The following is a 14103-nucleotide window of genomic DNA, read 5'->3' as shown; positions in this document are numbered from 1 at the left end:
TTTTATTGGTAGAATAAGTTATTATTGGATGCGGGGAATATGCAATGTATTTCCTATTTCCAATTCGTATTCTTCCTCGTAGACTGTTATTTTTATAGTAGGGCCAGAAAGTAAAGTAATTTTTATTTCCTGATCGATTTCTATCTGCAATTTTCTTCCTTGATAATTGGTTTTAAATATATATTTCTTCCATTGATTAGGGAGAGTTGGTGCGAATTTCAATTTCCCTTTTTGTGTTTGCATTCCGCCGAATCCTTTGGCAATAGCGAGCCATGAACCAGGCATGCTTGTGATATGTAGACCTTCAGCCGTTTCATTATTGTAATCGTCTAGATCTAGGCGGGTAGCGTGCAGAAAAAGTTGATATGCTTTTTCTGTTTCACCAATACGTGCGGCAAGTATCGCATGGATATGCGGTGAAAGTGAGGATTCATGTACTGTCATGGGTTCATAGAAGTTGAAATTACGCCGTATCGTTTCTATATCAAATTTGTGATAGTATAAGTAAAGTCCCAGTAAAACATCACTTTGTTTAATATAACAGGAACGTAGTATACGATCCCATGACCAATGTTGGTTGATTGGCCGTTCATCTGCTGGGATGGCTTCTGTACTTTGTAATGTTTTGTCCATGAAACCATCATTTTGTACGAAAATGCCCAAGTTTTTATCTTCTGGTAAGTACATCTGTTCGGCTATGTTATGCCAAAGAGGTGTTTCAGTTTCGTAGTCAAGGTGGGTAAGATTGCATATACGTGTATAATCTTCTGGATATTTTTGTGCAGCCAAATCTAAATAATATAGTGTCATTTTAAGGCTGCTGGCACAAGAAAGATTGGTATACCAGTTGTTGTCTACATTGTTTTGATATTCGTCTGGGCCTGTTACTCCTAGAATGACATATTGTTGTTTGGGCTTTGAGAATGTGACTCTTTGGCTCCAAAATCGGCAAATTGCTATCATTACTTCCAGACCATATTTTAAAATATACTCGTTGGATCCTGTAATGGCTGCATATTGTAGAATGGCATAAACAATGATATTGTTACGGTGTATTTCTTCAAAAGTAATTTCCCATTCACTATGACATTCTTCTCCGTTATTGGTTACTTGAGGAAAAAGTGCTGCTCCATCTTTAAATCCCAGTTTATGGGCGTTTTCAATTGCTTTAGGTAGTTGGTTATAGCGATACATCAGTAAGTTCTTTACAATGCTTCGGGGCGTAGCCAGCAAGAAAAAAGGGACACAGCAGAGTTCGGTATTCCAATAAGTGTTTCCTCCGTATTTTTCACCGGTGAAACCTTTGGGGGCAATATTCAGACGCGGATCGTCTCCTCGGTAAGTTTGGTAAAGTTGGAAAATGTTGTATCGTATGCCTTGTTGTGCTTCTGGATCACCTTGAATGACGACATCTGTTTCATCCCAAATTTTATGCCATGCTTGCTGATGTGCTTTTGTAAGTGCTTCCCATCCGTCACTTTTAGCTTTACGAGCCATGCAGGTGGAAGTTTCTACTAAATGTTGCCTTTCATAATAGAGAGATGAAGCTATAATGACATATTTCAACAACGTCACAGTGTCTCCAGGTTTTACGTCGGTTCCTAGACTGAATCCTGTTTGTTTCCCTTTTTCGATGCGTATAGGATTAAGGCTGGTCTCTTTATTGTTTTTGTAAAAATGATAGGTCATGGCATAGCAGACTTGTGAATCTTCCCTTCGAGTTTGTGTCCACAAATAGGCGCAGTCCTGTATCACTCCCGAGTCTAGTATATTCCATATTTTTTCTTCCGTGTATTCTGAATGGTCGTTCAGATTGGCTTCAAGTAGTGGAAGGAGAGATAGTTTACCGGTATAGTTTTGTGAAGTGACACTGTAACGGATTAAGCAAAGATCTGGGTAGGCCATGTTGACTAAATGTTCTGCATGTAAGTGTAAGCAATTTCCTCTGGGAGAAGTTACTTTGACATCTCGGTAGGAAATGCCATTATACATGTCAAGCCTTCGATTGAAGCTATTTACATCCCATTGTGCCAGATCTAATTCTTCGTCGATTAGACGTAAGTGTATGCTGCTCCAGTTAGCGGCATTGGGAATGCGTGTAAAATAATGGGGAAATCCGTTTTTCCACCAAGCCACACGGGTTTTGTCAAGAAAGGGAATGCCTGCGACGAACGAGCCCTGATAGCTGTCACTACTGTAAGGTTCCTCGAAGTTACCTCGTTGTCCGAATCGCCCATTTCCCAAACTAAATATACTTTCGGACATTCGGAGGTCATCTGCATGAAATTCATCTTCAATGATATTCCATTCATCTGTTTTCAGGTATTTTTTCATGGTGCTGTATTCTATGGTTGCGCCGTAAAGTTAAACATTTATGTCGATAAAAGAATATCACAGTCAGGAATTTCAGAAAAGAAATTCCTGACTGTGATATTTTGATAAGAAAATCTAGGGAAGTATTCTCTTCTTTATTCAGACTTCCCTTCTTTGATAATGTAGACAAATGCTGCACCGATTATCAACATGATGCCAGCTGTGACAAGCATATTGATTTCGGGAGGCAGGCAACCTTCGGGGGTAAATAAGGCTAAAATCGTACCACCTAAGGCGGCTGCCACAATCTGTGGAATGCAAATGGTTCCATTGAAAAGTCCTAAATAGGTACCCATATGACTGCCACTTAATGAATTGGTGAGAATTGTAAAGGGAAGAGCTAGCATGGCCGCCCATGCGCAACCTATCAGGATAAATGAGAAAAACAGAGTGTACTGGCTGTGGATGAAGTAAGTAGAAATAAATCCAATTCCACCTAATACGAGGCTGAGTGAATATACCAATCGGCGATTCTTGAACAGAGGAATGCAGATAGCCCACAGAACAGAACCAATGGCTTGGACAGCAAAGAGCACGCCGACCCAGTTAGCTGCTTCTTGATATTCTTGACTGGTTGTGTCGAGTAATACTTTCTTTACACCGTTTACTACATTTTCTACAGTAGGAGCATCGAAAACATTGGCTGCGATACTACCGTTCGTATAGGTCCACATGAACATGAAAGCAAACCAACAGAAAAATTGTACCAGCCCAACTGTCCAAAAGGTTTTGGGAGCTTTAATCAAAAGTTTCAGCATGTTTGTCTTCTCTTCTTTTTCACTGATGCCATGGTATTCTGCATATTCCTTAGGAGGCATTTCCTTAACCTTGACTGAAGTGTAGATGACGCATAGGATCAGGATAGCGGCTCCGATGTAGAAAGAATAGATAACAGAATCGGGAATAACTCCCAAGGAGGCTGTATTTTGGATTCCTATCCAAGCGAAAAAGAAAGGAAATAAATAGCCGACGAGGCTTCCTGCATTGCAAAGGAAGCTCTGAATGGAATAGGCCAAGCCTTTTTGTTTTTCGTTTACCATGTCGCCTACCATCATCTTGAACGGCTGCATGGCCATGTTGATAGAGGTGTCAAGAAACATAAGGGCAAAGAGACCAAAAATCATGGCAGTACTTACGCTCATACCAAAACTGCCGGCGTTAGGCAACAGGCACATCACAAGTACGGCTATGAGTGAGCCGATGAATAGATAGGGTATACGCCGTCCGAATCGTGTCCACGTACGGTCACTGGCTGCTCCGACAATCGGTTGGACTATGATACCTGCCAAAGGGGGGAGTATCCAGAAATAACTTAAAGAATGGGGATCAGCCCCCAGTGTGGCAAATATACGGCTGATATTTGCGCTTTGTAAAGCATAGGCTATCTGTACGCCGAAAAAACCGAAGCTGATGTTCCACAGCTTCCAGAAACTTAAATCTGGTTTTACTTTCATGGTCTTATTATGTTTTTACATTTTTATGTTGTTTCATTTAGTTGTGCCTCTAACTACTAAGTTGGTACGTACGATTTTATTGGGGCTTTTTTCTTCTCCCTCTAATTTTTCGTAAAGGATGTTGAAGGCACTTTTTCCGACTTCTTCTCCATGTTGTTCTACAGTTGTCAGTTTGGGATCTGTACTTTGGGCTATAACTCCGTTGGTAAATCCACAGATAGATACTTCGTCAGGAACCTTAAGTCCAACTAGCTTGCAGGCATAAAGAATACCTGCTGCCGTTTCGTCATTGATCGCGAAGAAACCGTCTGGACGCTCAGGGCTTTCCAATAGGTCGGGAGTGATGGCAATAGCCCGTTCTCTTGTGTCACAGAGTAGAATCATGGAATCATCGACTGGCATCTTATATTTCTTCATGGCGTCCAGATAACCGTTACGTCGGTTTTTGGTGATTTCAAGATGAGGTGAGGCGCCATAGAAGTAAATTCGTTTACATCCTGTTTGTATCATGTATTCTACAGCGGCAAAAGAACCTGCATAATCGTCTACTACCACTCGTTCCGTCTTGATGCCAGTACAAATGCGGTCGTAGAAGACAATAGGAATATTGTTTTCTAACAGTTCCTGATAATGTTCATAATGGGAGGTTTCTTTAGCTAAGGAAGCGATAACTCCACATACGCGGGCGGCAAGAAACGAATGGACGATTTTTACTTCCTGTTCATATGATTCGTTACTTTGGGCAACAATTATGTTGTATCCAGCTTCCGATGATGCTTGCTCAATACCACTAAGTACGCATGAGAAAAAGTGATGTACCATTTGTGGAACAATGACCCCAATGGTATTACTTCGTCCGGCTCTCAGGTTTACAGCTTGTGCGTTGGGTTTGTAATTGTGTTCGTGTGCATAGGCATGTATTAGGTCGCGCGTTTCCTGACTGATGTCAGGATTGTTCTTTAAGGCTCGTGACACGGTCGATGGAGAAACATTTAATGCGCGTGCTATGTCTTTAATGGTGATTTGAGGCTTGTTCATATGTATAGGTATTTTCCATCCAAAGGTAGACAATATTTTTTGTCTTGCAAATGGGGAAGGCTATAGCTTGCTATATTTTTATTGCAAAATTAGAGGAACTGACTGATTTCGTTTTATAGATTGAAAATTATCGGATTATCTATTTTCGCAAACGATTGCGATAACTGCTTTTGCAATGGGGATGGACTTTTCGTTTATTCAGATAGCAGAGGAAAGCGAATACTGTTGCATGAATCGTTTGTATTTATTATCTTTGAAAGCGATTATTTCATAATAAAGATTATAAGCATGAAGCATCTTGTTTTTTTGAGTTTGTTTATAGGAACCTGTTTCTTATTCTTGTCTTGTAGTACAAACAATTCTCCTAGGGAAAATGAGGAAGAAAATGGAAGTGGTTCTGAGAATTTGGAGTTTGCTCTCGGAGCTGACATCAGCTGGGTGACCGAGATGGAGAGCCAGGGGCATAAGTTCTACAATGCGGCTGGGCAGGAGCGAGAGTGCACCGCCCTGATGAAGGAATGCGGCCTCAATGCCATCCGCCTGCGCGTGTGGGTCGACCCTTCGAAGCACGGCGGATGGTGCGACGTGGAAGATATGGTCGTGAAAGCCGTGCGGGCCAAGAACCTGGGCATGGACGTGATGGTGGATTTCCACTACAGCGACTTCTGGGCCGACCCCAGTAAGCAGGTGAAGCCTGCGGCCTGGAAGGACATGGACCTCGGCCAGCTGAAGGAAGCCATCAGGAACCATACCACCGAAGCCTTGCAGGCCCTGAAAGCCAAAGGCGTGACACCCAAGTGGGTGCAGGTGGGCAACGAGATACGCCCGGGTATGTTGTGGGACGAAGATGCCTCGCTCAGCGGTGCCTCGTGGAGCGGCGAAAGCACCATCGACTATGACGATAACCGCAAGGTGAACTTTAAGGAAAACTGGGCCAATCTGGCCGCCTTCATCAATGCGGGCTATGATGCCGTGAAGAGTGTTTTCCCGCAGGCTGTCGCCATCGTCCACCTTGACAACGGTTTCGACAAGGGGCTCTACACCTGGTTCTTCGACGAGCTGAAGAAGTACGGCGGCAAGTGGGACATGATCGGCATGTCGCTCTATCCCTACTGGTGCATCAACTGGGATAACAAGGATGCCGACGGCAATCAATATACCGACCCCAATAAGGTAATTACCGACTGCATCGCCAACATCAAGGCTGTCAGTGCCCGCTACGGTTGCGACGTGATGGTGGTGGAGACGGGCATGGAGTGTGCCGACGACAAGGGCAACCTGGCCAGCGACGCCGTCCTCCAGCAGGGCAGGGAGCAGCTGGCACGCATCATCAAGGAATGCCGCGAGAATACCGATGGCAAGTGCAAGGGCGTGTTCTATTGGGAGCCCGAGTGCAAGCCAAGCCAATACCGCTTGGGTGCCTTCACCGCAGACGGAAAACCTACCGTAATTATGAACGCCTTTAAAGACTGACAAGCCTATGAATCGAAGAATGTTGGCAACATTGTGTTGCCTTTTGTTGGCCTGGATGATGGCCGCCCAGCAACGCACAGAGATGTTGTTGGAAAAAAACTGGAGATTTACGAAGGGCGATGTGGCCGATGCCATGAAGCCGGAGTTTGACGACACGAAGTGGGAGGCGGTCACCGTGCCCCACGACTGGGCTATCTACGGCCCCTTCGACCGCAGCCACGACTTGCAGAATGTGGCCGTGACGCAGAACCTCGAGACGGCCGCTTCGGTGAAGACAGGCCGAACGGGCGGTCTTCCCTACGTAGGAGTGGGGTGGTATCGCACCACGTTCGAAGCTCTTGCGGGAAAGCAGGTGTCGCTCGTCTTCGACGGTGCCATGAGCGAGGCGCGCGTCTACGTCAACGGGCAGGAAGCCTGCTTCTGGCCTTGCGGCTACAATTCCTTCCATTGCGACGTTACACCTTATATATATAAGGACGGTCAGCCGAACGTATTGGCCGTGCGGTTGGAGAACCGACCCCAGTCTTCCCGTTGGTATCCGGGTGCGGGCTTGTACAGAAACGTGCGCGTCATAGCTACGGAAGCGGTGCATGTACCCGTGTGGGGTACCCAGCTCACCACGCCCCACGTAGCTGCCGACTATGCCTCCGTCTGCCTGAAGACCACCGTCGAGGGAGCCGGCCAGCAGGACGTGCGCATCGTCACCGAAATCCTCTCGCCCGAGGGACAAGTGGTGGCCGTGAAGGACAATACGATGAAAATCAACCACGGCAAGCCCTTCGAGCAGAACTTCCTCGTGGACAAGCCTCAGTTGTGGAGTCCCGAGACACCTTATTTATATAAGGCCTCTTCGAAGATATACGTGGACGGCCGTCAGGTGGACGAATACGTCACCCGCTTCGGCATCCGCAGCATCGAGCTGGTGGCTGACAAGGGCTTCTTCCTCAACGGAAAGCACCGCAAGTTCCAGGGCGTGTGCAACCATCACGACCTTGGTCCGTTGGGTGCTGCCATCAATGTGGCTGCCCTCCGCCGTCAGCTGACGTTGCTCAAGGACATGGGTTGCGACGCCATCCGCACCTCCCACAACATGCCCGCGCCCGAGCTGGTGCAGCTCTGCGACGAGATGGGCTTCATGATGATGCTCGAACCTTTCGACGAATGGGATATCGCCAAGTGTGAAAACGGTTACCACCGCTTCTTCAACGAGTGGGCGGAGAAGGATATGGTGAACATGCTCCGCCAGTATCGCAACAACCCCAGCGTGGTGATGTGGAGTATTGGTAACGAAGTGCCTACCCAGTGCAGCCCCGAAGGCTACAAGGTGGCCTCGTTCCTGCAGGATATCTGCCATCGCGAAGACCCCACACGTCCCGTCACCTGCGGCATGGACCAGGTATCCTGCGTCTTGGGCAATGGTTTTGCCGCCATGCTCGACGTACCCGGCTTCAACTACCGTACGCACCGCTACGTGGAGGCCTACGGTCAGTTGCCGCAAAACCTGGTACTGGGTTCCGAGACGGCTTCCACCGTCAGCTCGCGCGGCGTCTATAAGTTCCCTGCCGAGTTGAAGAAGCAGGCTATGTATGACGACCATCAGTCTTCGGGTTACGACCTGGAGGCCTGCTCGTGGTCGAATGTGCCCGACGAGGACTTTGCTTTGGCCGAGGATTACGACTGGACACTCGGCCAGTTCGTGTGGACAGGTTTCGACTATCTGGGCGAACCGTCGCCCTACGACACTGACGCATGGCCCAGCCATAGCTCCGTGTTCGGTATCATCGACTTGGCCAGCCTGCCCAAGGACCGCTACTACCTCTATCGCAGCCTTTGGAACAAGCGCAACAACACCCTCCATGTATTGCCCCACTGGACCTGGCCCGGCAGGGAAGGGGAGAACACGCCCGTCTTTGTCTACACCAGCTACCCCGAAGCCGAACTCTTCGTCAATGGGAAAAGCTACGGAAAGCAGCGTAAACTGGATGCGAAAGCAGCGCTTTCGTTGAAGGAAAACGATGCTTTGTGGTTGCAACGCCGCTACCGCCTGATGTGGATGGACGTACCCTACGAAGCCGGCGAACTGAAAGTCGTGGCTTACGACAAGGATGGACGCCCCGCCGAAGAGAAAATTGTGCGCACGGCCGGCAAGCCCCATCACCTGGAAGTGGTGGCCGACCGCATGCAGCTCACGGCCGATGGCAAGGACCTGGCTTACATCACCGTCCGCGTGGTGGACAAGGACGGCAACCTCTGCCCGGCCGACAACCGTCTGGTGACCTTTTCTGTCAAGGGAGCTGGTACTTATCGTGCGGCCGCCAACGGTGATGCTACCTGTCTGGACCTCTTCCACCTGCCACGTATGCATGCCTTTAGCGGCCAGCTGACGGCTATTGTACAGAGTGGATTGCAGGAAGGAAATCTCATTTTTGAAGCCAAGGCTAAAGGTTTGCGGACAGGAAAACTGATATTGAAGGTCGCACCTTAAAACTTATTGTCCCCGTTTGTTGTTTCCTTCAGGCGTGGATTGCATAGATTATTACGGAGATGATGAAGACTCTGTTTTTATTTTATGCGGTTCACGCCTGATGTGTATTTCCTTGTTCTAAAGTCCTACTTTAACTTGCTAAACATCTACTTTACGACCGTAAAGAGGCACTTTATGACATTTGCATTTATCATAATGTGTGAAAGGATACATTCGGTCGTTTTTGTGGCATTATGTAGCTCTCAGTACATTAAGTATGAATTCGGATCTGATCTTTCACGCTTTCACAGTCTTTTTTATATATTGATATTCATGTAGATATGGTGAAAGGGCGTATTTCACTGTCAAAGTATATGCGTTTGCAATCGTTTGCATTGTTTCAAGGGTATCTTTAACTCTTTTGCTGACCTGCCGTAATCTTTAAACTTATATTTTTGTCGTGATATGCTATGGCCTTTTATTTAATTCCATGGCTAGATAGTATTTCGGATTTAATTCGGAAAATGATAATAATTTATTGTTAACTTTAATTTTTTAGATGCATGAAGCAAGTTAATCTTAGAATCTTTCGAACGATTCTACCCCTTCTTTTAGGGATGTTCTTGTGTGTTAGCGCTTATGCACAGACAGTCACCGTGAAAGGACATGTGAAAGATGCCTTAGGTGGTGTGATTGGCGCGAATGTTGTAGAGAAAGGTAACACTTCTAACGGTACGATTACCGATTTGGATGGTAATTTTACTTTGACTGTTCCGCAAGGTGCCACTTTGGTTGTTTCATTTATCGGTTACAAGACTCAGGAAGTGGCAGCCGCTCCTTCGGTTGTCGTGACCATGCAGGACGATGCGGAGTTGCTGAGTGAAGTGGTGGTTGTAGGTTATGGCCGTACTAAGAAAGACGATTTGACAGGATCGGTAACAGCTATCAAACCGGACGAACTGAGTAAAGGTATTACGAACAACGCTCAAGATATGTTGGTTGGCAAGGTGCCTGGTGTAGACGTGATTACTTCGGGTGGTACTCCTGGTGCCGGTGCCCAGATTCGTGTACGTGGTGGTTCATCATTGAATGCTTCCAACGATCCGTTGATTGTAATCGATGGTTTAACTATCGATAACAATACACCGACTGGTATGAGTAACCCGTTGGCCATGATTAATCCGAATGACATCGAAAGTTTTACCGTGCTAAAGGATGCTTCTGCAACAGCTATTTATGGTAGTCGTGCTTCGAACGGAGTCATCATTATTACAACGAAGAAAGGTAAGAGCGGTGCGGCTCCTTCTGTGTCGTATAACGGTGATATGACGGTTTCCATGATTCAGAAGAAATATGATGTGTTAAATGCTGATGAGTTCCGTAATCTTGTTGGACAGTTGTGGGGCGACAAAGCTGACGAAGTAGGTATGGGAAATGCCAATACCGATTGGCAGGATGAAATTTTCCGTACAGCTATTTCACATAGTCACAATGTATCCATTTCTGGTGGTGTGAAAAATATTCCTTACCGTCTGAGTTTAGGTTATAATTCATCCGACGGTATTGTAGAAACATCGTGGATGCGTCGTGCTAATGTGGGGGTGAATTTGTCGCCTTCCTTCTTTGACAATCATTTAAACCTGAAGGTTTACGCAAAGTATATGTATGAAAAAGACCGTTATGCCGATGCAGGCGGTGCTATCGGTGCAGCTCTTAGTATGGATCCTACATTGCCGGTTTATTTTGATGAAGGTGATGAACGTGCTCCTTTCTTTGGCGGGTACTATCAGTATTCTCAGGCTCCCAAGGATTTCAATCCGGAGTGGAAATATACCAATAATCCTAATGCTCCGCAAAATCCTGTAGCTTTGTTGAACCTGAAGAGTACAAAGGCTGCTACTAATGACTTTACCGGTAATTTTGAAATTGATTACAAGATTCACGGTTTTGAAGATCTCGTTCTTCATGCCAGTTATGGTGGACAGTATACTGAAAGCAAGCAGGACGATGTTACTTCTAAATATGCATATAGTCCGAACTATTATGGTTGGGTAGGTGTGACTCAGACTTATAAGTACAGTATTACAGCCAATGCTTATGCTCAATACATCAAAGAAATCGGCGATCATAACTTTGACATTATGGTCGGTGGTGAAGAGAGTCACTTCCATCGTAACGGTTATAACTATGGTCAAGGAACTGATCCGTATACAGGCGAACCTCATGATGCAAAGCTGAAAGAAGAGCAGGCTTGGGCCACTCATAACAGTTTGGTATCTTATTTCGGACGTTTGAACTATACCGTCCTTAACCGATACATGCTGACGGCTACGTTCCGTGCCGATGGCTCATCACGTTTTGCAGAGGGCAACAGATGGGGGTACTTCCCTTCAGTAGCTTTGGCATGGAAGATCAACGAAGAAGCATTTATGAAAGACCTTACCTGGTGGAATGAATTCAAATTGCGTTTGGGTTGGGGTATGACCGGTCAGCAGGATATCAATTCCGATTTCGGTTACGAAACTCATTATACAACCAGCGACTCGTTTGCACTTTATCCGTTTGGTGATACCTATTATAATACGATGCGTCCATCGGCTTATAATCCCGATTTGAAATGGGAAACTACGACTACCTATAACGCCGGATTCGACTTGGCATTCTTGAACAACCGTATCACTGCCAATGTAGATGGTTATTACCGTAAAACAACCGACTTGCTGAACTCAATAACTATTCCTGTCGGAATGCAGTTTGGTTCTCAGTTGACTAAGAATATTGGTTCTTTGAAGAATTACGGTATTGAGTTTGCAATTAATGCTAAACCGATTGTTACCAAAGATTTTACATGGGATGTAAGCTATAATATTTCTTGGAACCATAATGAAATTACCGAATTGGTTGATGGTGACGAAGGATATTATACTTGGGCTGGAGATAAAATCAGCCGTGGTAATAATACAAAGATTCAGGCCAATACGGTAGGTGAGGCAACCAACTCATTCTTCGTTTACCAGCAGGTTTACGATGAAAATGGTAAACCTATTGAGGGTATGTATGTCGACCGTGACGGTAACGGTCGTATTGACGATGGTGACCGTTATTTCTATAAGAAACCTGCTGCTGATGTCATCATGGGACTTACGACTAAGTTCCTGTACAAGAACTGGGATTTGAGCATGGCGTTCCGTGCTTCTATCGGCAACTACGTATACTATGACTTCCTGTCCAACCGTGCTATGGTCAGCCAGGCAGGTTTGTATACTAATAGTACACTTCACAATACAACTCCCGAAGCAGTAGAACTGGGCTTTACAGGTATCGGCGCTGGAAACACCAACTATCTGAGCGACTATTTTGTTCGGAATGCTTCCTTCTTGAAATGCTCGAACATTACGTTGGGATATTCGTTCCCAGCTTTGTTCAAAGTAGCAGGTCATGAAACATGTTCCGGACGTGCTTTCCTTACAGCACAAAATCCATTTATCATCACTAAATACAAAGGTATTGATCCAGAAGTTTCAAGCGGAATCGACTCTAATCCTTATCCGCGTCCTTTCAGTATACAGTTGGGGTTAAGCCTTAATTTCTAATCCATTTTAATTCGAAATAATATGAAACATATATTTATGAAGACGGTCCTTGCAGCTCTTTTGATGGGCGGAGTGACCACATCATGTATCAACGACTTGAATATTTCATCCATTGACCCGCAGTCCAGTTCCAGTTATGGCGATATGGAATTGCTGGCCAAAATATATGGTACGCTCGGCTTAACCGGACAAAGAGGCCCCGCAGGTAATGGAGACATTAGTAGTGATGAAGGTGAAAGCGGTTTCTATCGTACGACTTTCAATTTGCAGGAATTGTGTACCGATGAATGTGTTTGGGCATGGCAGACAGATGCTGATATTCCTCAAATAACTAACATTGAGTGGACTTCTTCATCACCTCGTGTACAGTGGGCATTTCAACGTTTGGCATTTGATGTTACCTTGTGTAATTTCTATCTGACCAATACCGAAGAAAAGGCAGAAGATCCGCAATATAAGCTTTATCGTGCTGAGGTACGTTTCCTTCGTGCGCTTCATTTGTGGTATTTCTTGGATTTGTGGGGAAAAGTTCCTTTCAAAACTACTTATGATATTTATGAGTTACCGGTAGAAAAAGCAGGTAAGGAACTTTATGACTGGATTGATCAGGAACTTACAGAAATTGAACCTCAAATGGCAGAGGTAGGTGAGTTTAACAATAGTTCTAATTTCGGTCGTGCGGATAGAGGTGCCGCCTATATGCTTCATGCTCGTTTGGCACTCAATTCGGAAGTTTATACTAACGGTGCAGTGAAGGATTACCAGAAGGCAATTGATTATTGTAATTTGTTAGAGGGTAAATATGAACTTTCAACAGCGGACAAGAATGGTTATACAGGTTATGAACAAGTGTTCATGGCGGATAATGACGAGAATCTCCAGGCCATGAAGGAAATCATCTTGCCTATTCGTCAGGATGGCGTTAAAACGAAATGTTATAGTGGTTCCAATTATTTAGTTAGTTCTACTCGTATTACAGGAATGCCTTACATGGGAACTAATAACGGTTGGAGTTGTAACTTTGCTCGGGCAGCTTTGGTTAAGAAATTCTTTTCTAATCTTGAAGATTGTCCGTTGGCAACAGAAAAGGCACCGGACAACTCTACAGAAGCAGATATCATAGCACTTGATGAGGCTGCCGGTACTACCACTAAGGATGTACAGCGTAAGGCTAATGATGACCGTGCCCTCTTCTATTCCGGTTGTGGCGGTGGATTGCGTGGCATCGAGTTTGAACAGATTGCGGGTTTCAACTCAGGTCTGTCTATTGTGAAATGGAGTAACATTCGTACAGACGGTGCTCCTACTTCACACGTTGAATTCCCAGATGTAGATATACCTTTGATTCGTTATGCCGAGATGTTCCTGACTCGCGCGGAAGCCAAATTCCGTTTGAGCGGTGATCCGCAACAGGCACGTGCAGATATCGAAGTATTACGTTCTCGTGCCGGTGCTTCTACACCTGCAACGATTACAGAACAGTTTATTATTGATGAATGGTGCCGTGAATTCTATATGGAAGGACGTCGTCGCAGTGATTTGAACCGTTTCGGATTATTCACCGGTGACAAGTACATTTGGGATTTCAAAGGTGGTGTAGCCGAAGGTAAGAGTGTGGCAAACTATTTTAAGGTATATCCAATTCCTGCCGATGATATTAGAGGTAATGAGAACCTGAGTCAGAACGAGGGCTATTAAACCGTTTTAT

The 14103-nt window shown here is 45.4% G+C and carries 7 protein-coding genes; 4 read left to right on the top strand and 3 right to left on the bottom strand.

Going from position 1 to position 14103, the window contains the following annotated elements; genetic code table 11:
• Positions 1-21: 21 nt before the first annotated feature.
• The 3 genes from BQ8005_RS10050 to BQ8005_RS10040 form a co-directional block, all read right to left on the bottom strand.
• Positions 22-2334 (bottom strand): family 65 glycosyl hydrolase domain-containing protein, encoded by a 2313-nt coding sequence (locus tag BQ8005_RS10050; protein WP_075317955.1) that lies wholly within the window; start codon positions 2332-2334, stop codon positions 22-24.
• 134 nt (positions 2335-2468) lie between these two features.
• Positions 2469-3827, bottom strand: coding sequence for an MFS transporter (locus BQ8005_RS10045; RefSeq protein ID WP_021848410.1), 1359 nt, complete (start codon positions 3825-3827; stop codon positions 2469-2471).
• 33 nt (positions 3828-3860) lie between these two features.
• A complete protein-coding gene (locus BQ8005_RS10040; RefSeq protein ID WP_075317954.1) occupies positions 3861-4865 on the bottom strand; it encodes a LacI family DNA-binding transcriptional regulator in 1005 nt (334 codons plus the stop codon).
• Between the two features lie 288 nt (positions 4866-5153).
• Here BQ8005_RS10040 and BQ8005_RS10035 point away from each other — a divergent pair, with 288 nt between their 5' ends.
• The 4 genes from BQ8005_RS10035 to susD all read left to right on the top strand — a co-directional run bounded on the left by BQ8005_RS10035 (position 5154) and on the right by susD (position 14093).
• Positions 5154-6338, top strand: a complete 1185-nt coding sequence (locus tag BQ8005_RS10035; protein ID WP_075317953.1) for a glycoside hydrolase family 53 protein — start codon at positions 5154-5156, stop codon at positions 6336-6338.
• A 19-nt stretch (positions 6339-6357) separates the two neighbouring features.
• Positions 6358-8823 (top strand): glycoside hydrolase family 2 TIM barrel-domain containing protein, encoded by a 2466-nt coding sequence (locus tag BQ8005_RS10030; RefSeq protein ID WP_394334118.1) that lies wholly within the window; start codon positions 6358-6360, stop codon positions 8821-8823.
• A gap of 542 nt (positions 8824-9365) precedes the next feature.
• On the top strand, positions 9366-12395 hold the full coding sequence (locus tag BQ8005_RS10025; RefSeq protein ID WP_075317951.1) for a SusC/RagA family TonB-linked outer membrane protein: 3030 nt from the start codon (positions 9366-9368) through the stop codon (positions 12393-12395).
• Positions 12396-12416: 21 nt separating this feature from the next.
• On the top strand, positions 12417-14093 hold the full coding sequence (susD, locus tag BQ8005_RS10020) for a starch-binding outer membrane lipoprotein SusD (RefSeq protein WP_075317950.1): 1677 nt from the start codon (positions 12417-12419) through the stop codon (positions 14091-14093).
• The last annotated feature ends 10 nt before the right edge of the window (positions 14094-14103 follow it).

The sequence above is a fragment of the Bacteroides togonis genome, from assembly GCF_900130135.1.
GTDB lineage: Bacteria > Bacteroidota > Bacteroidia > Bacteroidales > Bacteroidaceae > Bacteroides > Bacteroides pullorum.
Note: the sequence above shows the minus strand (reverse complement) of the source record. Positions and strands in the feature narration are given on the sequence as shown.

Excerpts from the sequence above, each read along its gene's own strand:
- BQ8005_RS10050 (WP_075317955.1), bottom strand. The coding sequence starts at position 2,334 with ATGAAAAAATACCTGAAAACAGATGAATGGAATATCATTGAAGATGAA.
- BQ8005_RS10045 (WP_021848410.1), bottom strand. The coding sequence starts at position 3,827 with ATGAAAGTAAAACCAGATTTAAGTTTCTGGAAGCTGTGGAACATCAGC.
- BQ8005_RS10040 (WP_075317954.1), bottom strand. The coding sequence starts at position 4,865 with ATGAACAAGCCTCAAATCACCATTAAAGACATAGCACGCGCATTAAAT.
- BQ8005_RS10035 (WP_075317953.1), top strand. The coding sequence starts at position 5,154 with ATGAAGCATCTTGTTTTTTTGAGTTTGTTTATAGGAACCTGTTTCTTA.
- BQ8005_RS10030 (WP_394334118.1), top strand. The coding sequence starts at position 6,358 with ATGTTGGCAACATTGTGTTGCCTTTTGTTGGCCTGGATGATGGCCGCC.
- BQ8005_RS10025 (WP_075317951.1), top strand. The coding sequence starts at position 9,366 with ATGAAGCAAGTTAATCTTAGAATCTTTCGAACGATTCTACCCCTTCTT.
- susD (WP_075317950.1), top strand. The coding sequence starts at position 12,417 with ATGAAACATATATTTATGAAGACGGTCCTTGCAGCTCTTTTGATGGGC.